Consider the following 23,273-nt stretch of genomic DNA (forward strand, 5'->3'; position numbering starts at 1 on the left):
AAGGAGGCCTTCACGGAGTTCGCCACCTTCAGCTTACCTCTCAGGTCTTCCGTGCCCAGGCGACCAGGCCTCTTTTGGTGAGAGACAAGGGAACCGTCGCCCCAAGGGCGAGCCGTCTCGCGGACCTTCCGGAAGACCTCTGCCTCGAAGGTGCAGGGCGACCGGGCGTGGTCGGGAAGCGTGACGAGCGGGGCGTCCCAGATCCGGACGGCGTCGACCTCGAATACGTTTCCCATCAGGGTTCCCGCGACTTCGGCGTCGAAGCTCGACGGGCGTCCCCAACGGGGGAGGGCTCAGGCGAGTCCGGAATCGTTTCACCGGCTGGCCGCTGATACGGCGAGGAGGCCGCGGGAGCGAGGACCCGGCGGACCTCGGTGAGCGCCTGGATCGGGTCGGCCACGTGATGCAACATCCACAGCGCCGCGGCACCGTCGAACGTGTTGTCGCGGAAGGACGAGGGCGGCGATGTCCGCCCGGACCGCGAACCCCGGCGCACGAGCAGCCGCGAGAGCGGATGGACGTCGCCGTACGAGGAGAACCACGCCGTCGACAGGACGTTGGCCGCGAGGCGTCCGGGATCGGTCTCGTAGGCGACGGGTATGGCGTTACTGGCCGACGTCGACTTCGACGTTCTCCCTCCTCCGCCCACGGCCTTCCAGCGTAGGGACCGGGAGAAGGCGTCCGCGTCGTCTGCTCGGTTAGAGTGCGAAGGGACTCAAGGGGGCGGGTGATGACGACGGGTTCGGATGACTCCCGGCTGCGATCGGCCGTCCTCGCGCGGGCGTGGGAGAAGCTCCCCGGGGTCGAGGTCCTGTCGTCCGCCGACGGCGGCCCGCTGACCAGGACGATCAAGAAGATCATCGACCCGCTCGTGATCCGCACGGCGGCGCGTCCCCGGCTCGGCCGTCCGGTGCTGGATTCGGTGGCGGCCGCCGAGCTGACGGAACTGCTGCTGGCCGACGCGGACAGGTTGCGCGCCACCGCCGCGTGGTTCACGCATCTGAAGCGCCAGCGCCGCGCGTTGCGCATCACGGCGGGCAACGTCCAGGACGTGTGCTTCCCGTTGGCTTACGAACTGGCGACCGGGTTCGGCGCGCCGGGGCCGGAGGCGCCCGCGACCGCCGCGGCGGCGTTGCGTGATCTGCACGGAGAGGGCGGCGCGGCCGGTGTCGATCAGCTCACCCGCTACCTCGCGGATCCCCGGGTGTCGGCGGATCTGACCGAGGAGCTTCGTCGCCGCTGGCACACCGTGTCCGAGGCGCCGCAAGACATTCCGGCGCTCCAAGCGTTCGTCGATGGTCTTACCGACTCCGCGTGGCGGGCTCTCGCCGCTTCGGCCGCCGGGCACGCTCTCGGGCTGGCCCTTCGCGGTCCGGACGGGGTACGCGCCCTGGCTGAGGCCGTCGAAGAGATCTCCGGCCTGCCTGTGCCGGATCTCGGTCTGCAGCGCGGGGAGCGCACCGAGGTCCCGCCGTTGAACCGGCGGGACGAAACCGGCGCCGAACTGCTCGAACGCAGTGTCGAACGGCGGGTGCGGGCCACCTTGCGCCGTCTTCCGGCGGACGAGCGGGCTCCCGTCGCCGATCTTGTCGACGACGAGCTCACGCGGGTCGCCGCCGGATTCGGGCTCGGCCTGCCCGCGCTTGCCGCCTGTTTCGCGGTCGGTGTCGTGCTCGCGCCCGCGCTCCGGCCGCTCGACGGTGCCGCGCCCGCCGGTGTCCCGGAGTTCGCGCGGCAGCTCAACGCCCAGGTGGCCCGGGAGGGCTACGTGCTGCACGCCCGGCGCGCACTGGCCGGAGCCACGCCGCTCACCCCGCGGCCCGACGCCGAACTGCTCCGTGATCTGCGCGAGTTCGCCAAGCAGTTCCTCAGCAGGCTTTGGGTGCGGCTGCACGGTTTCGACGTCCGCGGTGACCTGCCCGCCGACGCCGCCGACGTCCGTGACCTCGTCACCGGCGTGGTGCGGTCGACCTCGATGGACCTGCGGACGAAAGTGCGGCGCGCGCTCGTGGCCCGCCTCCCGGATCTGGAGGCCGTGTCGTGACGCATCCGGTGCACACTCCCGTTGTCGCGGCGGACGGTGCTCTCATCCGCTTCGCCCTCGCCGATCTCCTTTCCGGCAGGGCTTCCTCGATGCGGATCGAACTGAGCGACGCGGGGGCCGCCGAACCGTGGCTCACCCGGCTCGTCGGTACGGAGGCCGGTCTGGACGCGCTCGGCAAGGGACATGCCGAGGTGCCCGCCCGGCCGGAACTGGCCAGACTCGCCTTGCTGCTGTGGATCCGCCGCTGGTGGCCCGCCGGCCCGTCGCTCGGTGTTCCGTCACTCGACCCGGCGTTGCTGGACCTCGAAACGGCGGTCGCGACGGCCGCGGTCGAGGACTTGGCCGAAGGCCTCCTCGACGGTTTCGAAGCCTCTCCGGCGGAGCTGTTCGACACGGCGATCGCGGACGACGCCTTGATGGCCGCCGCGCCCCCGGTCGCCGACGAGGTCCGTGGCCTGTGCGGCCGCCTCGCGTCCTGGTTCGACGACCAGGACGACGTCGTGCGCGCCGAAGCCGCGGCCGAAATGGTGGCACGCCTGGATGCCGCGGCTCCGGGCCAACGCGCGTACGCGCTGGCCGCCGGAACCGATCCCGTCGCGTCCGGTGAAGGCGTACTGGCTTCGGGGCGGGCGAGTGTCGACTGGGCGCGGGTACCGCCGGGGATCCTGGACGCCGCCGAGGACACGGTGACCTGGCGGATCGTCATGGCAGCGGCGACCGCCCGGCTCGAAGTCGACGTCGCGGGCGCGTTCGCCGACGCGGCTCTCACCGCGACAGCGCTGCATGACGGTGAGCCGTTCGCGGAGGTCCCCCTGTCGCTCGGCGCCGGACGATTCACCGGGGCCGCTGACCTCGACGAAGCCTCGACCCAGCTCGCGGCGAGCGTCCAGAGTGGACGGATAACGCTCGTCGTCGGCGTGGCGGGCGAGGGGGTCACCGGGACCACGGCGGAAGACCGGGCGGAGGTGGTCGCGCTCGTGCGGGCCCGCCCGCCGGAAGACCGGACACTCGCCGAACGGGCGGCGGCCGCTTCCACCGAAGAGGAGTTCTGACGTGCTCGTCGGCATGCCGCCGCCTCAGACCCCGCCGGACCGTCCGCTCCCGCCCGAACTGAGTCCGGCGACCTCGCACGGCTACAACTGCCGTTGTGTCGCAAGGCATTTCGGCATCGATCCGGCCCCGTACGGCGAAGTGCCCGCGTGCTCGCTGTCCGAGGGCGAATACCGCAAACTGCTCAGGGAAGCCGCCAAGGTCCAAGACCAGGCCAAACGACTCGCCGCGGCGCGGAACGTCGCCGGCGCGCACCGCAAGTACGCGCGGATGCGGGAGATCGCGCAGAAACTCGACCGGACCGACCTCGAACTCGCCGCCGTCAGCGATCTGGCCCACGTCTGCTACTCCGCGGGCGACCTGCGCAACGCGCGGCAATGCGCCGAGGCGGTGCTCCAAGTCTTCAAGGTGAGCGCCGCCGCCATCGTCCACTTCGGACAGTACACCGAGGCGCGGATGATCGAGGGTTCCCGGGAGGTCGCCGAACGCGTGCTCATCTCACTGGCCACGGAGGAAGGTGACGTCGCCAAGGCGCGTGAGCTGATCGCCGGGCAGCGCCGCCGGGCGGCGTTCCGCAAGGAAGCGGGACCGGAACAGTATCCGCCCGAGTTGCTCGACGTCCACGGCGCCGACGAGCTGGAACTGCGGATCTTCGACGTGCGCGTCCAGATCGCCGCGGGGGAGCTGGCGGAGGCGCGGGCCGCGCTCGAGGAGATCCTGGCGGCGTTGGACGTCCTCGCGGAAAAGGACGAGGTCCGCGAGCGGGCCGTCCTGCAGCAGGCCATGGCCAGGGCCGAACGTGCCCGGATCCTCCACGCGGGTGGTGAGGACGCGGACGCGCGGGCCGACCTGCTGAGGCTGAGCGCCCGGCACGCGGGCGCCCCCGTGGCCGCGAAGGCCGACATCGGGCTGGCGGAGGCGCGTGCCCTGGCCGGTGACTTCCCCGGCGCGGTCGCCGCGATCGTCGCCGCCCGCGACGAACTCGCGGCGGCGGGCCTGACCGGCGATGTCGCGGAGGCGAGCCACGCGCTGGGCACATTGCTGCTCTACGCGGGTGACGTCGGGCAGGCCAGGGCCCAGTTCGAGCACGCGAAGACGATCCGGACGGCCAACGGTGACGTTCCGGGCCTGCGCCTCGTGGACACGGCGCTGGCCCGGTGCGCCGCGGCGGAAGGCGACTGGGTCGCGGCGGAGGAGCACGCGAACCGCGCCAGGGAATCGGCGCGCACGTCGGGGGACTGGTCCGACCACCTGCACACGGATTTCGTGGCGGCCACGATCGGGCTCGCCCGTGGGGAGGACCTGCGGGCGGTGCTGGATCTGGCGCTCCCGCTGACCCTCGCGGCGGCGGAGTACCGGTTCGAGTTCGTCTCGCCACCGGCGCGTACGGCCTGGGCGCGCGACATCGCGGCTCCGACGATGGCGTTGACACTGGCGTTGCTGGCCCAGTTGAAGGAGCCGAGGCTGGCAGCCGAGCTGATCGAGCGCACCTGCGCGGTCGGGGCGTACACCGGGGTCGAGGGGCCGTCGCTCGGCCTGACCGGAGCGCTGCCGGCCCTCGAGGTCTCGCCGTCCACTGAGGACGAAAGGCTTCCCTTGGCGGCCCTGGGTTCCGTCACGTCGTCGCTGCCACTCCGGCTCGCTCCGCCGCCCGCCCTGCGCTGGTCGCCGTCCTCGCCCATGGAGCTGGACCCGTGGCTCCGCCTCGCCGCCGAGCGGTATCGCCTGCCACGGCCTGGCACGGAAACCGTCGAGACCTGGCCCGCCGCGCGGCCCGGCCGCGAGACGTTCCTCCTGCGGTTCGCCGACGCCGGCCACACCTTTCTCACCTGGCGGACCACCGAGGACCTCGACACCGTCCACACGCATCCGATCGACGCCGCCCTGGTCGGCACCGCTCGCGAGTACTTGGACGCCGCCTCGCCGACCCCGCACGACGGCGAGAGCGTCACCGACGCCGTCCGGCGGTCGCTGGGCGAAGAAGCCCTCGGCAGCCACGTCGGCGAGCAACGCCTGGCCAGGGTCCTCGCCCTCAACCTCCTGCCCGCCGACTTGGTCGAACGGCTCCGGCTGGCCGCCGCCGGAGGAAACCGCCCGCTGCTGCGGATCCAGCCGTCGCCGAGCCTCGCCGGAGTTCCGTGGGGACTGCTCGCCCTGCCCGATCGGCGGGCCGATCACGTGCTGGACATCGGCGAGATCGGCTCCTGTTTCGACAGTGACGAGCGCGTTCTCGACGTCGCCGACGTCTCACTGCTCGCCCCGGCCGGGATCCCCCGCCGTCCACCCGCCGCCGACGGCCCGCCCGTCTACCTGCTCGATCCCCGCGTCCCCGGCCAGAGTGCCTTCGGCGAGCTGGGGTCCGTGCTCGGCAGGCAGGACGCGGCGTCGCCGCTGATCCGGCATCTGGACGCGCGGCTGGCCGAAGGCCCGGTCCTTCCCGCCGTCGCACGCGGGGTCGAGCTGGTCCGCCGCACCGACACCGACCGCCGTCTGCTCGCCGGCCTCCTGTCCCGGCCCTGTTCGCGGCTGGTGTTCGTGGGACACGTCAGCCGCGTCCGCGACGAGTACGGCGCGCAGACCGCGCTGCACCTGTCCTGTACGGCCGGTCTGCCCGGTACGGCGGCGCCGATCGGAACGCACCGGCCGTTCACCGCCGCCGACCTCGCACTGTCCGAAGTGGACACTATGCCCGCACGGGTGGCGCTGATCGGCTGCGCCAGCGCGAGCGACTTCGGACTGGCGGAGCCGTTCGGTGTGCTGCTCGCCGCTGTCGCGGCCGGAGCGGGCCTGGTCGCGGCGACGGTCTGGGCGCTGCCGACGTCGGCCGCGGTCCCTGGCGCGGACCCGATGTCCGAGCTGGTCATCGCCGTCGACACCGCCCTCGCCGGTGAGGATCCGGTCACCGAGCTCAACGCCTGGCAGCGCGCGAAGCTCGCCCGCTGGCGCGAAAAGCCGGAACCGGCGGGCTCACCGGTCTTCTGGGCGGCCCTGACCTGCCTCGACGCCACCGACGACGGGAAAACCTGGGTTCGGTAGCGCACCGCCCCGCCGAAGCTGTGTCCAGCGAGAACGACACGGCGAAAGGCGGCACCCGATGTTCAAGAAGATCCGCGACAAGATCAACGACGCGACGCAGCAGGGCATGGCGCGGGGTGCGCAGGACTTCCAGCGGCACGCCGAGCAGTTCCGGCAGGCGGCCGCCGCGCAGGGCCACGACATCACCCCGCAGCTGCCGACGCCGCAGCTGGCCGCGCAGGCGTTCCGGAACCTCGACGCCGACCCGGACATGGCGGCGTTCCTGGCCCTGCCGATGGAGGAGCAGCTGCGCCAGCAGCGGGAACTGCAGGCCTACGGCACCGAACTGCGGCGGCTCTACGACACCTGCGAGCCCGCCACCCTGGTGATCCGCGCACTGGAGCCGACCGGCCGGAAGATCGCCGGGCAGGCGCAGTACACCGCGACCCTCGAGGTCACCCGCGCCGACGGCACCACCTACGAGACGGTGACCCCGCTGATCGCGCCGCTGGCGACGGTCCAGCAGTACGCGCCCGGCACCCGGCACGAGGCCAGGGTGGACCCCGCCGACCCCGCGAAGGTCGCTGTCTTCGGCCCGATCGCGTAAGGGGGCGGAAATGGTGTTCGGGTCCTTCGAGTTCGGCCTGCCGGGCGATCCCCGGCAGGCCGGCCGTCCCGGCCTGCGCCTGTGGCTGCTCGGCGTGCCGACGACGCTCGCGTGGGCGGTCGTGGGCTGGTCCGGCGCACTCGGGCTGCTGGACGGCTTCCGGCTGATGTCGCTCAACCGCGTCGACGCGTGGGGTGCCGACAAGGGACCGGCGGTTTCGCTCGTCCTGTTGTTCAGCATCTCGATCACGGTCGCCTCGTCGCTCGGCTTCGCGATGCTGTGGGGCGGCGGGATGTCGTTGCGGGGAATGGGGGTCGGCTTCCGCGCGAGCTCACTCGCGGCGTCTCTCGGGGTGGCGCTGGGCAGTGGCGTCGCGATTCCTTCGTGGACCCCGCCGGAGGCGGTGGGGCAGCGGCTGCCGGTCGGCCGTGGCGCGGCCGAACCCTGGACCGACGTCGACTGGGTCGTCTACTACGAGCCGTATCTCCTGCCGGGGGTGGCCGGGGTGACGGCGCTGGTGATGGTCATGGTGCTGGGGCGGGCGTTCGTCACCAAGGCGGAGGCGGACGACCGTGCGCAGGCACTGGCGCAGACCGGCCGCCAGGTGATCGGCCACGTCGTCGGCGTCGAGTTCACGAACGTCTGGGTGATGGGGAACCCCCGCTTCACCGTGCAGGTCCGGTTCCCCACGGACGCCGGGGAGCGGACGGTGACCACGACGATGATCTCTCCGCCGCTGCAGGCCCCGTCCCGGGGTTCGACGGTGAAGGTCACTTATGACCCACGCGACCCCGACACGGTCCAGGTGGACCCGGATCCGGCTGATCGGGCAGCGGGCGGAAATTTCGGTGCCTTTCTTCCCCCGCTGTTCTGACCGCCCCCTACACTCGCGCGATGGACGAACAGACGGCAGAGGTGTCCACCGCGCCAGCGGTGCGCAAGGCGATGATCCGGCTGGTCCCGTTACTCGGGCTGCTCTACCTGCTCAACTATCTCGACCGGGTCAACGTCGGGTTCGCGGCGCTCACCATGAACGCCGACCTCGGCATCAGCTCGGCGGCCTACGGGCTCGGCGCGGGCCTGTTCTTCGTGGGGTACTTCTTCTTCGAAGTACCCAGCAACGTGATCCTGCACAAGGTCGGTGCCCGGATCTGGATCGCGCGGATCATGGTCACCTGGGGGATCGTCGCCTCGGCGACCGCGTTCATCCAGGGCGAGATCGGCTTCTACATCGTTCGGGTGCTGCTCGGTATCGCCGAAGCCGGTTTCTTCCCCGGCATCATCCTGTACCTGACCTACTGGTTCCCGCGTAAGCAGCGAGCGAAGATCGTCGCGCTGTTCTTCCTCGCGGTACCGCTCTCGTCGGTCATCGGCAGTCCGGTCTCCTCCCTGCTCATCAAACACGGCGACGGCGCCTTGGGCTTCGACGCCGGCTGGCGGTTCATGTTCTTCGCCGAAGGCGTGCCTTCGATCCTGCTCGGCGTGGCGGTGTTCTTCCTGCTGCCGAGCAAACCGAAGGACGCGAAGTGGCTGACCCCGGGGGAGCGCACGGCGTTGCAGTCGGCCATCGACGCGGAAGACACCCGTGAGGTCGGCAAGGAGGTCAGCACGCGATCGGCACTGACCGATCCGCGCGTGCTCGCGCTGAGCGCCGTCTACTTCGGGATCATCTTCGGCCTCTACGTGCTCGCGTTCTTCCTCCCGCAGGTGATCAAGGGCTTCCAGCAACAGTTCCAGACCGACTACAGCATCGTCGAGATCGGGCTCATCACGGCGATCCCGTACGCGGTGGCCGCCGTGGCCATGGTGTTGTGGGCACGGCATTCGGACCGCACCGGCGAACGGGCCGGGCACGTCGCCATCCCCGCTTTCGTCGGCGCGATCGCGATCGCCGTCGCGCTGTACCTCGGCTCCCCGCTGTGGGTGATGATCGCGGTGACCATCTGCGCGGTCGGGGTGTTCACCGCCATCCCGGTGTTCTGGCAGCTGCCCAACGCCTTCCTCACCGGAGTCGGCGCCGCCGCGGGGATCGGCTTGATCAACTCCTTCGGCAACCTGTCGGGCTTCGTCGGTCCCTACCTCACCGGCTGGCTGCAGGGGCTGACCGGCAGCTTCCGCGCCGGGATGTGGGCCGTCGCGTTCTTCATGGCGATGGCGGGCTTCATCGCGCTGTCCTTCCGCCACAAGGACAAACGCGCGATCAAGTGAGGTGGTCGAAGTCGTCGTTCACCCACCGGATATGGGTTTCGGCGCTGCGGCGCACGACGGCACGGGCGTCCTGATCGACGGTGTCACCGCCGAGGGTGTAGAACCGGTCGTAGGTGAAGTCGTCGAGCCGGTCGACGATGCGGCGTACCACGGCGGCGGACATCGGGATGTGCTTGGGGAAGTTACGCTGGAACGACACCCGGTTCGGCGCGAGCCCGCCACTGATCGTGTCCCCGGCCAGGATGCTGCCGTCCGGCGTGCGCGCCACGGCGCTGCCGCGCATATGCCCGCCGAGCCGGATGAGTTCCAGGCCCGGCGACGGTTCGCTGTGCTCGTCCCAGAACGCGAAGGCCGGGTCGGGCGCGGGGAGCCAAGGTCTTGTGCGGCGCGGAGATCAGTTCCTCGTGGGTCCACCAGCGCCCGGTGTGCGGGCCGAGGTCTCCGGCTTCTTCGATGCCGACCTCGCCGCGGTCGAGTACGCACCGGGGCGGCTCCGCGGTGGCTGGATGTTCGATACCGCACCTGTCGCAAATCCACATGATCGACAGCTTGCGACCTCCAGTGCGCTGGAGGTCAAAACGCGTCTTCCCCCGGCTCGCCGAGCCGGGGGAAGACGGGTGGTCAGCTGACGGTCGTCTTGCCGAGGACGGCGTCCTGGTCGGGCGGGTCGAGGGTGAGGTCGACGTCGAATTCACCGAGCGAGCTGTCGGTCTTGATGTGCGAGGTCGCCGCGGCGTCCACGCTGCTGGTCGCGTCACCGGCCGGGGTACCCGCCGGGATGGTGAAGTCGACCTTGCCCGTCGCGGTGAACTTCAGCGAACCCTCGGCGGGCACCTCGGTGTCCGGGATCGGCAGCTCGATGGGGATGGCCACCTTCTGCTCGCCGAGCGTGATGTTGACCTTCGAGCTGATCGTGCCGGAGAGCTTCTTCGCGCCGACCAGCCGGAGCCCGTCGCCCGCGGCCTGCCCGGAATCGACGTCCAGGGTGAACGGCACCGAAATCGGTTCCCCGGCCTTCGCGGCCGCCGGGATTTCGGCCTTCACGACCACCGCGACCTTCTGGTCGCCGATGATGGGGAAGCCGCCCTTGTACGTGAGGTTCTTTTCGACGGCGGCCGCGGTCCCGGCGGCGGAAAGCAGCACGGTTCCCGCCACCGCGGCGGCGATGCCGGCCGCGCAGAACCGGCGAACGCCCTTCCGTACGAGGGTTTCCGTCATTTTCAGGTCCTTTCGTCGTTGAATGGGCTCGAAGCCGAATGTAGGTGGAAAGTCACCAACGAGGAAAGGAAAAGATCTCTCGCGTTTTCTTTACGCGCCGATCTTGTCACGTGTACACGGAACAATATTGTCGTGAATTGTCATGCGAAGGCATAAAGGGGAAACGCGGGCGGGATTCTTGTCACCCCGGTGACAGGTGGCCGGTTCCGGTGGCGGGCGGGCTATCGTCTTGATCGTGACCGACCGACCCGAGCCGTGGCACCTCCGGACCCGCCGCTTCCTGCGCGCGACGGACCAGCGAGGCGAGCTGGTGCGCGGTGCGCGGTTCCTGCGGAGGCTCGTCCCCGGTGACGACCCGCTCGCGCCGTCGACGAGCCGCTCGTCCGACCGGCTCGCGCGGCTGCTCGCCGAGGCGGGCGCCGACCGGCCCAGCGCGACCCGTGAGCTGGGGCTGGCCGCCGTGCAGGCGTGGAAGGCCCTCAGGCGGACCGGAACGCAGCCGAGGGCGGCGAACGGGGTCACGGTGCTGTTCACCGACCTCGTCGGCTTCTCGACCTGGGCACTGCACGCCGGCGACGACCGCGTTCTCGAACTGCTCCGCGCGGTCTCCGACGTCACCGAATCGATCGTCACCGGGCATCGCGGCAGCATCGTCAAAGGGCTCGGCGACGGCGTGATGGCCGTGTTCGCCGACCCGGGCGAAGCGGTGAAAGCCGCCTACGAAACGTGCTCCGCCGTGAGCGTGATCAAGGCCGAGGGTTACCTGCCGCACCTGCGTGCGGGCCTGCATCGAGGAAACCCGCAGCGGGTCGGCGACGACTACCTCGGCGTCGACGTGAACATCGCCGCCCGGATCATGGCGGCCGCGGACGGCGACGAGGTACTGGCCAGTGGAAGCGTCGTCGAGGAACTCGACGCGGACACGGTCACCGTGCGGCCACGCCGGAATTTCCGCGCCAAGGGCACGCCGAAGGATCTGCGCGTCTACCGCGTCGTCCCGCGCTACTCGTGAAGGCCTCCTTCCCTACGCTCAAGGTAGGGAAGGAGGCCTTCACGACGCGGGCCTGGACTGGTCGACGAAGGCCGACCGACCCTCGACGTCCACAGGGGTTTCGCCTAGGCGGGCATTTCCGAAGGCTGCGAGTCCAGCCCCGCGCGAGGCCTCGTCCAGCCGCCGCGGGTGAAGTCCGGCACCGCGACCGGTTTCCCGCCGTTCGACAGCGAGACCACGCTCAACGGCACGGGGGAGCACCAGGCCGCGGAGTCGTAGACGTCGATGTCCGGCACCAGCCCGGCGCGCATCTGCTGCACGATCCGCCACTGCAGCACGTAGTCCATGCCGCCGTGGCCGCCGAGGTTCGGGTCGTCCTTGAGCTTCTTCCACAGCCAGTGGTCGTGGCGGTCGCGGTACGGGCCGAAGTCCTTCCACGCGTGACCGCTGTGGTCGGGCTCCACGTAGATGCGGGCGGGGTAGTCCTCGACGATGCCTCGGCTGCCCGCGAGGCTGTTGATGCGGCTGTACGGGCGCGGCGAGCTGACGTCGTGTTCGGCGCGGATGATCCGGCCCTGCGCGGTCTCGATCAGGCAGGTCACCAGGTCACCGTTGATGTAGGTCTCTTTCCACGACGGGTGGCCCGGCGGCATGTGCCGCTTGCGGTAGTCGGCGAGGCCCCTCGGCTCGGTCGCCGTGGCGCGCAGCGTGGCGAAGCGGTCGCCGCGGTTGACGTCCATGCAGGCGGCGATCGGGGCGAGACCGTGCATCGGGTAGAAACTCGCGATGCTGCGGGTGTGCCATCTACGGCGCCACGCGTCGGTGTAATACGTGTCGGAGAACAGCAGTTCGCGCAGGTCGTGCAGGTAACCGCCGTGCCCGTTGGTGACCTCGCCGAAGACGCCCGCGTGCGCCATCTTGAGGATGGCCAGTTCGTTGCGGCCGTAGCTGCAGTTCTCAGCGAGGAACAGGTGTTTGCGGGTCTGTTCGCTGGTATTGACGAGGTCCCACAGCTGGTCCAGCTCGGTGGCGATGGGCAGTTCGACGCCGACGTGCTTGCCTGCCAGCAGCGCGGCTTTGCCTTGCGGGTAGTGGAACTCCCACGGGGTGGCGATGTAGACCAGGTCGATGTCGGCGCGGGAGAGCATTTTCCTGTAGGCGTCGGCCGATCCGCCGTATTCGGCCGGGCGTGGCCGTCCGTCGGCGGCGAGCTTGTCCGCGGCGGCCTTCGCGCGCTCGGTGCGGATGTCGCAGACCGCGGTGACCACCGCGCCCGGCACGGCGCTCCACCCGCCGATCATGGACATACCACGGTTTCCGAGCCCGATGAGTCCTATTCGGACGGTCTGGTGCCGCTCGAACGGCACCCCGATCATACTGCGCTGGCCCGGACGGCGAGGCGCGCTTTCCGCTTCGGCGGCCTCTTCCGCGGCGGCGGCGCTCGTCGGGATCGCGGCGAGCGCCCCGGCGGCGAGGGCGCCACCGAACAAGGTCCGGCGGGAGACAGAGGGCAGGTCGGCCATGAAGAACACTCCTTCGTGTCGCCTTCGATGCCCCGACTTTGTCCAATCGCCGCCAGATATGTCAAGAGATGCGTCAAAGTGCGCAGTAAACTGCACTAATGCGCAGTTTGGCTGGGTGAAACCGGATGTTTCGCGCAACCCGGGTGTTCGTACACCCGGGCCGCGCGAGGTGTCAGCGCCGGATCAGCACCTGATCGATGGACTTGCGCACGAGGTTCGGGACCACGCAGTCGTCCGCCGGATAGCCGACCGGGATGACGGCGAACGCCTTCTCGTTCTGCGGCCGTTCGAGCAGTTCGCTCAGGAAGCGCATCGGCGACGGCGTATGCGTCAACGCGGCCAGTCCGGACAGGTGCAGCGCCGTGATGAGCATGCCGACCGCGATGCCCACCGATTCGTCGACGTAGTAATGCTTGTGCTTGGTGCCGTCCTCGTCGAGGAAGTAGCGCTGCTGGAAGACCACGATGAGATACGGCGCGTCGGTGAGGTGGGTCTTGACCGCGTCGGTGCCCAGCGGGCGCAGTGCGGACAGCCACTCTTCGCCGAGTCTGCCCTCGTAGGAGATCCGCTCCTCCTCTTCGGCGGCCTCGCGGATGCGCTGTTTGGTTTCCGCGTCTTTGATGAGCACGAACGTCCACGGCTGCTGGTGCGCGCCGCTGGGCGCGGTCGCCGCCACCGCGATGGCGTCCACCAGCACCTGCTCGGGTACCGGGTCGGTGGCGAACATCCGCACGGTGCGCCGGGTGTCCATGCGACGGCGCAGATCGGCGGCGGTGGCCAGCGATTCCGCCGCGGACGGGCGGGCGGGCCGGTAGGGCACCGGCTCGAAGGGGTCGCCGTAGGTCGGGGTCCAGTGTGCTGCGGTCATGATCCGATTGTGGTGGCGGCCGTGGCTTTCGGGAAGCCCCGAGGTCAGGTTATGTCCCTGGGGTTATGCCGCCATCTGTCCCCAGTGGACGGACGTCGGGTGGAGCAACCGCCATCCGGTCCCACTACCTAGAGGGAACCCTTAACGGTCACCGCGGCGAAAGAGATAGGTACCTCCTGCACGACTTTCGTCGGTGTCCGATTTCTCTTGCGGCGTCCCAGAATCAGCACACCCGTCCCCAGTGCGCGGCCGAACCCGGGCCGCAGAAACGAGTCGGAACCATGCGACTGCGCTCCTTCGCCCTGATCGCCGGCACCGCCTTCATGGCGCTGCTCGGCGCGACCGCCCCCGTGGCGTCCGCCGCGGAACCGGCCACGGACCCCTCCGGCGTCCAGCCGATGATCATCGGCGGGCAGTACGCCCAGAGCGGGCCGTGGGCAGCCAGGCTCTTCGCCAACGGCCGCCAGACCTGTACCTCCACGATCATCGCGCCGCAGTACATCCTGACCGCCAAACACTGTGTGGCGAGCGGTGGCACGTTCACCTTCCGGATCGGCAGCCTGGACCAGACCAGTGGCGGCACCATGGCCACCGGCTCCACGGTCACCCGGCACGCCAGCGCGGACCTCGCGATCGTGCGGCTGACCGCGCCGGTGAACGCCACCTATTCGCCGCTGGGCACCACCAGCGACGTCGCGACCGGGCAGACCGTGCAGGTCTACGGCTGGGGCGCGACCAGCCAGTGCGGTTCGGAGATCAACTGCCAGTCCCAGTACCTGAAGGTCGCCAACGTCCGGGTCACCTCGGTCGCTTGCCGTGACTACAACGGCGGTGTCGCGGTGTGCGCCAGCCGCGGGGACGGCATCACCGCCGGTGGGGACTCCGGCGGCCCGATGTTCGCCTCCGGTCGTCAGGTCGGCGTCGCTTCGACGAGTGACCGGCAGACCACCACCGCCTACACCAACATCACCCGGTACCGGCCGTGGATCCAGCAGGTGGCCGGCGTCTGAGTCACACTTTCTGTTCACAAGCCCTCGAAGTACATGATGGCCCCCTTCCTTGCGCTAGGCGCAAGGAAGGGGGCCATCATGTACCACGCGCCACCGGTGACTGGTGACGCCGCTGAATACCGGACGCTTGATTGCCACGGTTGTCCCTTGTGGACAGACCCGGACTGCGCGAAGAGTCCGAAGCCGTACCGCCCTTCGTGCCATTGTCCCAGTGACGGTCGATGAGGTGATGCGGATCTTCTAGGATTCCTGTTCGCTGCGGAGGATCGAAGTCAGCAGGCCGGGATAGCGCTCGTCGAGGTCTTCGGTGCGAAGCGAGAGCAGGTTCTCGCGGCCCGCGGGGCGTTGCCAGATCACGCCGGAGTCCCTGAGCACCCGCCAGTGGTGGGTCAGAGTGGATTTCGACATCGACGCGTCGAGGTCGGCGCCGACCGTTCCGCAGGCCTGCTCGCCGCGCTGGGCGAGGATCCGGATGATGTTGAGCCGGATGGGGTTGCCCAGTGCGGCCAGGACGTTCTCCAGTCGGATCTGGTCGCGTTCCGGGTGCTGGGCGATCATGGGCGGAAGTCTAGCCGATAGTGCGACTGGACGTGCACTGTCGTACGGTCACTGTACGAAATCTCTCGAACAGATGCCGCCGCCCCGGTTCCCGTCTGTTCGATAGTACGTTAAATTTCGTACAGTCATCTTCTTGGGAACCGGGAGTCGTGTGCCATGTCGTCACCTTCTACGTCCACGGCGCCGGGCCGCCGTCCGCTCGGCTGGACCCTGGCGCTGCTCGCGCTGGCGCAGCTGATCTTTTCGCTCGACCTGAACATCGTGTTCGTCGCGCTTCCCGAGATCGGCGCGGAACTGGGCTTCTCCGGACAGACTTTGCAGTGGGTCGTCGGGGCCTACGCGGTCTTCGCGGGCGGTTTCCTGCTGTTCGGCGGCCGGGCGGCGGACCTGTTCGGACGCCGCCGGGTCTTCGTGATCGCGTTGACCCTCTATGCACTGTCGTCCCTCGCCGGCGGGCTGGCCACGAGTCCCGCGATGATCATCGTCGCCAGGGCCGTTCAGGGGATCGGGGGCGCTTTGCTGTTGCCATCCACCTTGTCCCTGATCAACACCCTCTTCGAGGAAGGTCCTCGACGGAACAAGGCACTCGCCGTCTGGGGTGGTGCCGGGGCGAGCGGGCTCACGGTGGGGGCGCTGCTCGGTGGGCTGCTCACCGAAGGCTTCGGCTGGCCCGCCGTCTTCTACGTCAACGTCCCACTCGCCGGACTCGTCGCCCTCGCCGCCTTGTACTTCGTCCCGCGCGACGAGCGTCAGGCCGATTCCCGCAAGTTCGACTTCCCCGGCGCGCTGACGGTGACCGTCGGCGCGACTTTGCTGGTGTACGTCCTGGTGCAGGGACCCGAGGACGGGTGGGGCTCCCTCGGCATCGTCGTCGCGGCCGTTTCGGCGATCATCCTGCTGGTCGCCTTCGCCGTCATCGAGGCACGCAGTTCGGACCCCTTGATGCCACCGCGGCTGTTCGAGAACCGCAGTCTCGTCGTGGGTATCTCGGTCACCTTCATCTACATGGGGACCTTCGGTGCGCTGCCGTACTTTCTGACGATCTTGTTCCAGGGGGTCCAAGGGTTCTCCGCGTGGCAAACCGGCTTGGCGTTCCTGGTCCCGTCGCTGGCCATCGCGAGCGGCACCCAGCTCGGCGGACGGATCGCGACCCGGCTGGGGGTCCGGTCGACGTTGTGGATCGGCTTCGGCGTGGGCGTCGTCGGCACCGCGACGCTGGCCGTCGGGTTCGATGCCGGCAGCTCCTACCTGGTCGCGGTGCCCGGCTTGGTCGTGTCCGGTGTGGGCCAAGGGCTCGTGTGGACCGCCATGTTCATCGCCGCGTCCTCCGGTGTGGCACCGGAGGAACAAGGTGTCGCGAACGGTCTGGCCACCACGACGCTGAACCTGGGCTACGCGATCGGTTTGGCCGTCTTGGTCGCCGTCGCCAACGCCGGAACCGGCGGCCTGTCCGATGACGAGGCTCGGGTCGCCTCGGCCGACGGTGGTTTCGTCGCCGTCCTGCTCGCGGCCGCGGGAATGCTGCTGGGATTGCTGATCACTCTCGTCCACCCCAGCGCTTCGGAGCCGTCCGCGGCCGTTTCGGGGCAGCTCGACCGCTGAACGTCGTGAGGTGTGCTCAGCACCTCGCGTCGCGTTCCGCGACGGAGAGGCGGGCCGGCCGATCGGCGAGCGGGCCACCCGGGCGCAGGAGGGACTCCAGGGTTTCGAGTGGTTCGGGGACGACGCGGTACCAGCTCCAGGTGCCGCGTCGTTCCCGTTCGAGGACGCCGGCCGAGACCAGCACCCGAAGGTGATGGCTGAGCGAGGGCTGAGGCATGTCGAATTCTTCGGCCAGGTCGCAGAAACACGCCTCGCCGCCGGGGGAGTACCGCACCAGCGACAACAGCCGGATCCGCACCGGATCCGAGAGCGCTTTGAACAGCTTCGCCGCCGCCTCGGCGTCGCCGGGATCGACGACGGCGGCGGGTTCGGCCATCAGGAGGGTCACCGCGATCGGTTTCCGGGTGCGGCTGTCCGCGCTCGCCATGGGCCCTCCTCCGCTGGTGATGACGCCGACCACCCTACCCATTGGATTGACAAAACTCGATCCAGTAATCTTCACTTGCATCGGAATACTTCGATTCAGCGTCACCAGGCCCCGTCGCTGGCTCGTTTCCGTCCCCTGCGAGCAAGGAGAAACGGGCATGACCCGCACGCCCGAAGTGCTGTTCGTCTGCGTGCACAACGCGGGCCGTTCGCAGCTGGCCGCCGCGTTGTTGCGGCACTACTCGCTCGGCCGTATCGCCGTCCGGTCCGCCGGTTCGGAGCCCGCGGAGCAGGTGAATCCGGCTGCGGCGGCCGCACTCGCGGAGTGGGGATTGGACATCACCGACGAGGTGCCGACCAAGCTGTCCGCCGAGGACGTCGAGGTCTCTGACGTGGTGATCACCATGGGTTGCGGCGACACCTGCCCGGTGTTCCCCGGCAAGCGGTACCTCGATTGGCCGCTGGAGGACCCGGCGGGCCAGGGCGTGGCGGCCGTGCGCCCGATCCGGGACGAGATCGACCGGCGCGTCCGCGGCCTGGTCGCCGAAATCCTCGACGCCTGACCCTTCCCGCCACCCGCCCCAGGAGATCAGCACTGTGCCCCGAACCGCGGCCCCGGCCGACGCCGACGTCCTGCGCAAACTGTCCTTTCTGGACCGCTTCCTGCCGGTCTGGATCGTCACCGCGATGGTGGCCGGGCTACTGCTGGGCAGCGTCGTGCCCGGTCTGCGGGAGGTGCTGGACGCGGTCAAGATCGGGCAGGTGTCGCTGCCGATCGCGCTCGGGTTGCTGCTGATGATGTACCCGGTGCTGGCGAAGGTCCGCTACGACAAGCTCGACACCGTCACCAAGGACAAGCGCACGATGGTGCTTTCCCTGGTGCTCAACTGGATCCTGGGTCCGGCGCTGATGTTCGCCCTCGCCTGGCTGCTGTTGCCGGATCTGCCCGAATACCGGACCGGGCTGATCATCGTCGGTCTCGCCCGCTGCATCGCGATGGTGATCATCTGGAACGACCTCGCCTGCGGTGACCGTGAGGCCGCGGCGGTGCTGGTCGCGCTGAATTCGGTTTTCCAGGTGATCATGTTCGGCGTACTCGGCTGGTTCTATCTCGATCTGCTTCCCGGCTGGCTGGACTTGGACACCACGACACTCGACTTCTCGCCGTGGGAGATCGCGCTGAGCGTGCTCGTCTTCCTCGGCATCCCGCTCGCCGCCGGATATCTGTCCCGCCGCGTGGGGGAGCGGAGCAAGGGGCGTGACTGGTACGAGGGGAAGTTCCTGCCGAAGATCGGCCCGGTCGCGCTGTACGGTCTGCTGTTCACGATCGTCATCCTGTTCGCGCTGCAAGGCGACAACATCACCTCGCGGCCGCTCGACGTCGCCCGGATCGCTTTGCCGCTCTTGGTGTACTTCGCGATCATGTGGATCGGCGGCTATCTGCTGGGCAAGGCTTTCGGGCTGTCGTACGAGCGCACCACGACGCTGGCGTTCACCGCCGCGGGCAACAACTTCGAACTCGCGATCGCCGTCGCGATCGGTGTCTTCGGGGTGACTTCCGGGCAGGCGCTCGCCGGGGTCGTCGGCCCGCTGATCGAGGTGCCGGTGCTGGTGGCGCTGGTCTACGTCAGTCTCTGGCTGCGGAAACGCTGGACCGCCCCTCGGCGGTAGTCAGGACCGGTCGGTGCCCATCCCTCGCCACATCAGGTCGAGAAGGTCCGCGACGTCGCGTTGCCAATCGCCGTCCGGATCGAGGTACAGCAGCCCGCCCAGGCCGCGAAGGACCGTCTGCGGTTCCAGGTTCGCGCGGACGGTGCCGGCGTCGACATTGGCCTTCAGCAACGTGGACACCGCGTCGATCATCGCCTGGTAGGCGTTCGCGGGCAATTCGCCGCGATAGGCCGTCGCGGTCCGCAACGCGTCGGCCAGGCCGCGTTTGGTCATCATGTAATGCGCGAGGTGGTCGATCGTCCACGTTCGGAACGCCTGCTCCGGGGTGTACTTCTCGAGCAGGCTCGGCACGACGTCCACAAGTTGGCTGACCTCGCGGCGGTAGACGGCCAAGATGAGGGCTTCCGGAGTCGGGAAGTGCCGGTACACCGTGCCGACGCCGACCTCGGCCTGTTTCGCGATGGCGTTGAACGAGACCTCGCCCGAGCGGGTCAGCGATTTCGCCGCCGCGGTGAGGATGCGTTCGTGGTTGCGCCGGGTGTCCGCACGCCGCGGGCTGACCGAACCCGTGGTCATGACCCCTCCCGTCCGCCGATTCCGTTCTCGGTGAATGTAGCCGAGGAGTCCGCGGACCTGGAGCAACTCCAGGAAATACGGGCGTTGCGCAGGGGATTGTGATCCGCTAGCGTGAAAAACGAAGCGGATTAATATCCGGTTCGCTCCGTGAACGGACTACCCGCCACCACAACCTACGCCGTCAGGCCACCCGGCCGTGACGATCCGCGGAAGGGATTCAGTGGACATTTCACTCGAAGTCAACGGCCACACGGAACACCTGAATGTCGATCCGGGTGTGACGCTGCTGGACGCGCTGCGGGAGCGGCTCGCGGTCACCGGCCCGAAGAAGGGCTGCGACCGGGGGCAGTGCGGCGCCTGCACGGTGCACGTCGCCGGACGGCCGGTGCTCTCCTGTCTTACCTTGGCCGCCACCGTGAAACAGCCGGTGACCACGGTCGAAGCACTGTCCACAGGGGACGAACTGCATCCGGTCCAGCAGGCGTTCGTCGATCAGGACGCCCTGCAGTGCGGGTTCTGCACCTCCGGGCAGATCATGTCGGCGGTCGCCGCCGTCGAACAGGACGTCCAGGACGTCCGGGAATTCATGTCCGGCAACCTCTGCCGATGCGCGGCCTATCCGAACATCATCGCGGCGGTCGAACAGGCGAGGCGGGCCGATGCGTCCCTTTGAGCTGACCGCCCCCACGACCGTCGAAGCCGCGGTCGCCTCGCCGGGCACCTTCCTGGCAGGCGGGACCACCCTCGTCGACCTGATGAAACTCAACGTCCTGGCGCCGAGTCAGGTCCTGGACATCAACGAGGTGCCGTTGCGCGGCATCGACACCGCCGACGGACTGCGGATCGGCGCGCTGGAGCGGATGAGCGACATCGCCGGGCACCCCGGCGTGTACCCGGCGATCTCGCGGGCGCTGCTGCTCAGCGCCTCCCAGCAGATCCGGAACATGGCCAGCATCGGCGGGAACCTGATGCAGCGCACCCGCTGCTCTTATTTCCGGGACGTCACCATGCCGTGCAACCGCCGGGAGTCCGACAGCGGCTGCCCGGCGATCTCGGGCGCCAACCGGATGCACGCCGTACTGGGTACCAGCGAGTCGTGCGTGGCGACCCATGCCAGCGACGTGGCCGTCGCCCTGGTCGCCCTCGACGCGGAGCTTCGGCTGGTGAGCGCCACCGGGACGCGCACCGTCGAGCTGGGCTCGTTCTACCGCCTGCCCGGGGACACCCCTGAGGTGGAGAACGAGCTGCGTCCCGGTGAACTGATCGCCGAAGTCAGGGTTCCCCCGCTGGAGTGGGCGTCGAACTCCACCTACGTCAAGGTGCGGGACAGGCAATCGTACGAGTTCGCGCTGTGCTCCGCCGCGGTCGCGCTGGACGTGCGGGACTCGCACATCGTCGACGCCAGGGTCGCGGCCGGTGGCGTGGCGACCGTGCCGTGGCGGCTGCCCGAGGTCGAGGCGGCCTTGCGCGGCGCACCCGTGACGGTCGCCGCCTTCGAGGAGGCCGCGGCGCCGGCCGCCGAGGGCGCGCGCCCGTTGTCCGGGAACGGATTCAAGATGTCGTTGCTGCGGAGGACCATCGTCCGCGCACTGGTCGAGCTGACCGAGGGGAGCCGCTGATGGCCGGCCGGGTGGACGGGCCGCTGAAGGTGACCGGTCAGGCCAAGTACGGTGCGGACCACGGCTTTCCGGGACTGCTTCACGGATTCGTCGTGACCAGTTCGATCGCCCACGGAGAGATCGAGGCGATGGACGTCACGCAGGCGAAGGGTGCCCCGGGCGTGATCGGCGTCTACACGCCTTTCGAGCCGCTGGAGCTGCGCGCTCCGGTCACACCGTTCTTCGGCGAGACCTGGGTTCCGCTGCAGGACAAGGAAGTCGTCTACCGAGGCCAGCCGATCGGCTTCGTGGTGGCCGAGACCTACGAACAGGCGCGCGACGCGGCGATGCTCGTCGAGGTCTCCTACCGGTCTCGGCCCGCGCTGACGTCGCTTCAGGACGGGCTGGCCTCGGCCGAAGACGCCCCTGCCGCACGGAACGGCGAGCCGCCGACCCTCGAAATCCTCGCCCCCGGCGTGGAGTCCATCGAGGACGCGCTGGCCGCGAGCCCGGTGGTCGTGGAAGCCACCTATTCCACCGCGACCCAGCATCACGCCGCGCTGGAACCGCATTCCGCGGTCGCGGTATGGGGGCCCGACGGCTTGACGGTCCACAGCGGCAATCAGGGCTCCGATGTCCAGGCGGCGGAGCTGGCAGGCGCGCTGGACGTCGAGCCATCCGTGGTGCACGCGGTCAATCCGTACGTGGGCGGTGCGTTCGGGGGAAAGGCCCGCACCTCCGCGCCGGCCTTCCTGGCCGCGGCGGCGGCCAGAGTCCTCGACCGGCCGGTCAAGGCCGTGCTCAGCCGGGAACAGGTCTTCACCGCGACAGCGGGCCGTGCCGCGACGGTACAGAAGATCACCCTCGGCGCGGAGCACGACGGCACGCTCAACGCGCTGCGCCACGACTCGTGGGCCAGCACCGCGATGGACCGGTCGTTCGTCGAACCGACGTCACACGGCACCTCGCGGGAGTGGTACTCCACCCGGAACCTGGCGCTCAGCCAGAAGATGGTGCCGCTGAACATCCCGCCGACCACCTTCATGCGGGCGCCGGGCGAGGCACCCGGGTCGTTCGCACTGGAGAGCGCGATCGACGAACTCGCGATCGCACTCGGCATGGACCCGATCGAGTTGCGTCAGCGGAACAACTCGACCGCACCGCCCGGCAAGGATCTGCAGTGGTCGAGCAAGCATCTCGACGAATGCTTCCGCGTCGGCGCGGCCCGGTTCGGCTGGGCGGACCGCTCTCCTCAGGGGCGGACCGACGGCGACTGGCTCGTGGGCCTCGGCACGGCCACCGCCATGTTCCCCGCCCTGCGCTTCCCGGCCACGATCGGGATCACCCTGCGGCCCGACGACACGGCCGTCGTCGCGACCAGCGGTGCGGACCCGGGAACCGGCCTGCTGACCGTGCTTTGCTTGGTGGGCGCGGAATCGCTGGACATCTCCCCGGACCGGATCGTGCCGAGGCTCGGCGATTCGACGCTTCCGCCCGGCGGCCTGTCCGGAGGTTCGACCGCCACCGCGAGCGCGGGGTCGGCCATCATGATCGCAGCGGCCAAGGTGATCGACGACCTGCTGGCGCTGGCTTCGGCCCCGGGCGCGCCGTTCGACGGCATGGAGGTGTCCTATGCGCACGGACGGTTGCTGGCCGGAGACCGGACGATGAGCTTCGGCGAACTGTTGCGGACGATGAACCGTCCGTCGATCTCCGTGACCGGCTCGTCGGCTCCCGGCGAAGAGCTGACGAAGCATTCGTTCAGCTCCTTCGGTGCCCAGTTCTGCGAAGTCCGCGTGCACAAGTGGACACGCGAGACCCGGGTGTCCCGCATGCTCGGTGTATTCGACGCCGGGCGGATCATCAACCCGACGGCGGCGCGGAGCCAGCTCATCGGGGGCATGATCTGGGGGGTGTCGGCCGCCCTGCACGAGGGGCTGGAGATCGAGGCAGACGGGCGCTTCGCCAACGGTGACTTCGCGAGCTACCTGATCCCGGTCAACGCGGACATCCCCGAGGTCGACGTCCACTTCGTCGAGTACCCGGACACCCTGCACAACCCGGTCGGCGCGAAAGGACTCGGCGAGATCGGCATCGTCGGGATGGCGGCGGCGGTCGCCAACGCCGTCCACAACGCCACGGGCATCCGGGTCCGGCACATCCCCATCCTGGTCGAGGATCTGCTCGACCAGGCGTAGGGACTGCGGCGGGGGTGGTGGTTCTTGCCTGACTGTCCACAACGGACGTTCGTGGTGGGGTCGTGAGTGGCGATTCGGGTTCTAACCCTAATCGTCACTCACGACCAACC

At 69.3% G+C, this 23,273-nt stretch carries 22 protein-coding genes; 14 read left to right on the plus strand and 8 right to left on the minus strand.

Annotated features, from left to right (window positions below; all coding sequences use genetic code 11):
* Nucleotides 1–235: 235 nt before the first annotated feature.
* The gene (locus AVL48_RS39750; protein ID WP_061983081.1) at nucleotides 236–649 is read right to left on the minus strand and encodes a methyltransferase domain-containing protein; all 414 of its coding nucleotides are present in this window, start codon (nucleotides 647–649) and stop codon (nucleotides 236–238) included.
* An 81-nt stretch (nucleotides 650–730) separates the two neighbouring features.
* Between AVL48_RS39750 and AVL48_RS00070 the strand changes: the two genes are divergently transcribed.
* From AVL48_RS00070 to AVL48_RS00095, 6 genes are read left to right on the plus strand one after another with little or no spacing between them, the layout of a single operon-like run.
* Nucleotides 731–2,044 (plus strand): hypothetical protein, encoded by a 1,314-nt coding sequence (locus AVL48_RS00070; protein WP_061983080.1) that lies wholly within the window; start codon nucleotides 731–733, stop codon nucleotides 2,042–2,044.
* Nucleotides 2,041–3,096: a hypothetical protein gene (locus AVL48_RS00075; protein ID WP_061983079.1), complete on the plus strand. Its 1,056-nt coding sequence runs from the start codon at nucleotides 2,041–2,043 to the stop codon at nucleotides 3,094–3,096. Before AVL48_RS00070 ends, AVL48_RS00075 begins: the two co-directional genes overlap by 4 nt.
* Nucleotide 3,097: 1 nt before the next feature.
* The gene (locus tag AVL48_RS00080) at nucleotides 3,098–6,130 is read left to right on the plus strand and encodes a hypothetical protein (RefSeq protein WP_061983078.1); all 3,033 of its coding nucleotides are present in this window, start codon (nucleotides 3,098–3,100) and stop codon (nucleotides 6,128–6,130) included.
* A 58-nt stretch (nucleotides 6,131–6,188) separates the two neighbouring features.
* Nucleotides 6,189–6,716, plus strand: a complete 528-nt coding sequence (locus AVL48_RS00085; RefSeq protein ID WP_061983077.1) for a hypothetical protein — start codon at nucleotides 6,189–6,191, stop codon at nucleotides 6,714–6,716.
* Nucleotides 6,717–6,726: 10 nt separating this feature from the next.
* Nucleotides 6,727–7,590, plus strand: a complete 864-nt coding sequence (locus AVL48_RS00090) for a DUF3592 domain-containing protein (protein WP_061983076.1) — start codon at nucleotides 6,727–6,729, stop codon at nucleotides 7,588–7,590.
* A 20-nt stretch (nucleotides 7,591–7,610) separates the two neighbouring features.
* Nucleotides 7,611–8,924 (plus strand): MFS transporter, encoded by a 1,314-nt coding sequence (locus AVL48_RS00095; protein ID WP_061983075.1) that lies wholly within the window; start codon nucleotides 7,611–7,613, stop codon nucleotides 8,922–8,924.
* Here AVL48_RS00095 and AVL48_RS39900 read toward each other — a convergent pair.
* Nucleotides 8,917–9,207 (minus strand): hypothetical protein, encoded by a 291-nt coding sequence (locus AVL48_RS39900; protein WP_244162442.1) that lies wholly within the window; start codon nucleotides 9,205–9,207, stop codon nucleotides 8,917–8,919. The two genes, AVL48_RS00095 and AVL48_RS39900, sit on opposite strands and share 8 nt — an antisense overlap.
* Nucleotides 9,208–9,545: 338 nt before the next feature.
* Nucleotides 9,546–10,142 carry a DUF6801 domain-containing protein gene (locus AVL48_RS00105; protein WP_061983074.1) on the minus strand — a complete coding sequence of 199 codons (597 nt, stop codon included), beginning with the start codon at nucleotides 10,140–10,142 and terminating at the stop codon, nucleotides 9,546–9,548.
* Between the two features lie 229 nt (nucleotides 10,143–10,371).
* Here AVL48_RS00105 and AVL48_RS00110 point away from each other — a divergent pair, with 229 nt between their 5' ends.
* Nucleotides 10,372–11,154 carry an adenylate/guanylate cyclase domain-containing protein gene (locus tag AVL48_RS00110; protein WP_061983112.1) on the plus strand — a complete coding sequence of 261 codons (783 nt, stop codon included), beginning with the start codon at nucleotides 10,372–10,374 and terminating at the stop codon, nucleotides 11,152–11,154.
* A gap of 104 nt (nucleotides 11,155–11,258) precedes the next feature.
* Here the strand turns inward: AVL48_RS00110 and AVL48_RS00115 are convergent, their stop codons facing one another.
* Both AVL48_RS00115 and AVL48_RS00120 read right to left on the minus strand, forming a co-directional pair.
* Nucleotides 11,259–12,656, minus strand: coding sequence for a Gfo/Idh/MocA family protein (locus AVL48_RS00115; protein ID WP_061983111.1), 1,398 nt, complete (start codon nucleotides 12,654–12,656; stop codon nucleotides 11,259–11,261).
* A 172-nt stretch (nucleotides 12,657–12,828) separates the two neighbouring features.
* Complete coding sequence (locus AVL48_RS00120) at nucleotides 12,829–13,524, minus strand: nitroreductase family protein (protein ID WP_061983073.1); 696 nt, start codon at nucleotides 13,522–13,524, stop codon at nucleotides 12,829–12,831.
* Between the two features lie 281 nt (nucleotides 13,525–13,805).
* Between AVL48_RS00120 and AVL48_RS00125 the strand changes: the two genes are divergently transcribed.
* Nucleotides 13,806–14,534, plus strand: coding sequence for a S1 family peptidase (locus AVL48_RS00125; RefSeq protein WP_061983072.1), 729 nt, complete (start codon nucleotides 13,806–13,808; stop codon nucleotides 14,532–14,534).
* Between the two features lie 240 nt (nucleotides 14,535–14,774).
* Here the strand turns inward: AVL48_RS00125 and AVL48_RS00130 are convergent, their stop codons facing one another.
* A complete protein-coding gene (locus tag AVL48_RS00130; protein WP_061983071.1) occupies nucleotides 14,775–15,092 on the minus strand; it encodes an ArsR/SmtB family transcription factor in 318 nt (105 codons plus the stop codon).
* 156 nt (nucleotides 15,093–15,248) lie between these two features.
* Here AVL48_RS00130 and AVL48_RS00135 point away from each other — a divergent pair, with 156 nt between their 5' ends.
* Complete coding sequence (locus AVL48_RS00135; protein ID WP_177242350.1) at nucleotides 15,249–16,694, plus strand: MFS transporter; 1,446 nt, start codon at nucleotides 15,249–15,251, stop codon at nucleotides 16,692–16,694.
* 16 nt (nucleotides 16,695–16,710) lie between these two features.
* Here the strand turns inward: AVL48_RS00135 and AVL48_RS00140 are convergent, their stop codons facing one another.
* Nucleotides 16,711–17,121: an ArsR/SmtB family transcription factor gene (locus AVL48_RS00140; protein ID WP_063816539.1), complete on the minus strand. Its 411-nt coding sequence runs from the start codon at nucleotides 17,119–17,121 to the stop codon at nucleotides 16,711–16,713.
* Between the two features lie 157 nt (nucleotides 17,122–17,278).
* Between AVL48_RS00140 and AVL48_RS00145 the strand changes: the two genes are divergently transcribed.
* Nucleotides 17,279–17,683 carry an arsenate reductase ArsC gene (locus AVL48_RS00145; RefSeq protein WP_061983070.1) on the plus strand — a complete coding sequence of 135 codons (405 nt, stop codon included), beginning with the start codon at nucleotides 17,279–17,281 and terminating at the stop codon, nucleotides 17,681–17,683.
* Nucleotides 17,684–17,717: 34 nt separating this feature from the next.
* Nucleotides 17,718–18,791 (plus strand): ACR3 family arsenite efflux transporter, encoded by a 1,074-nt coding sequence (arsB, locus tag AVL48_RS00150; RefSeq protein ID WP_061983069.1) that lies wholly within the window; start codon nucleotides 17,718–17,720, stop codon nucleotides 18,789–18,791.
* On the opposite strand, the gene AVL48_RS00155 is transcribed toward arsB, so the two are convergent.
* Complete coding sequence (locus tag AVL48_RS00155) at nucleotides 18,792–19,367, minus strand: TetR/AcrR family transcriptional regulator (RefSeq protein WP_061983068.1); 576 nt, start codon at nucleotides 19,365–19,367, stop codon at nucleotides 18,792–18,794. It lies immediately after the preceding gene.
* 220 nt (nucleotides 19,368–19,587) lie between these two features.
* Here AVL48_RS00155 and AVL48_RS00160 point away from each other — a divergent pair, with 220 nt between their 5' ends.
* Genes AVL48_RS00160 through AVL48_RS00170 form a run of 3 tightly spaced genes read left to right on the plus strand, consistent with a single transcriptional unit; the run spans nucleotide 19,588 to nucleotide 23,163 of the window.
* Nucleotides 19,588–20,040, plus strand: a complete 453-nt coding sequence (locus AVL48_RS00160) for a (2Fe-2S)-binding protein (protein WP_061983067.1) — start codon at nucleotides 19,588–19,590, stop codon at nucleotides 20,038–20,040.
* Nucleotides 20,027–20,986: an FAD binding domain-containing protein gene (locus AVL48_RS00165; RefSeq protein WP_061983066.1), complete on the plus strand. Its 960-nt coding sequence runs from the start codon at nucleotides 20,027–20,029 to the stop codon at nucleotides 20,984–20,986. Before AVL48_RS00160 ends, AVL48_RS00165 begins: the two co-directional genes overlap by 14 nt.
* Nucleotides 20,986–23,163 (plus strand): xanthine dehydrogenase family protein molybdopterin-binding subunit, encoded by a 2,178-nt coding sequence (locus AVL48_RS00170; protein WP_061983065.1) that lies wholly within the window; start codon nucleotides 20,986–20,988, stop codon nucleotides 23,161–23,163. Before AVL48_RS00165 ends, AVL48_RS00170 begins: the two co-directional genes overlap by 1 nt.
* Nucleotides 23,164–23,273: the final 110 nt, after the last annotated feature.

Origin of the sequence: Amycolatopsis regifaucium (assembly GCF_001613935.1) — a bacterium.
Lineage (GTDB): Bacteria > Actinomycetota > Actinomycetes > Mycobacteriales > Pseudonocardiaceae > Amycolatopsis > Amycolatopsis regifaucium.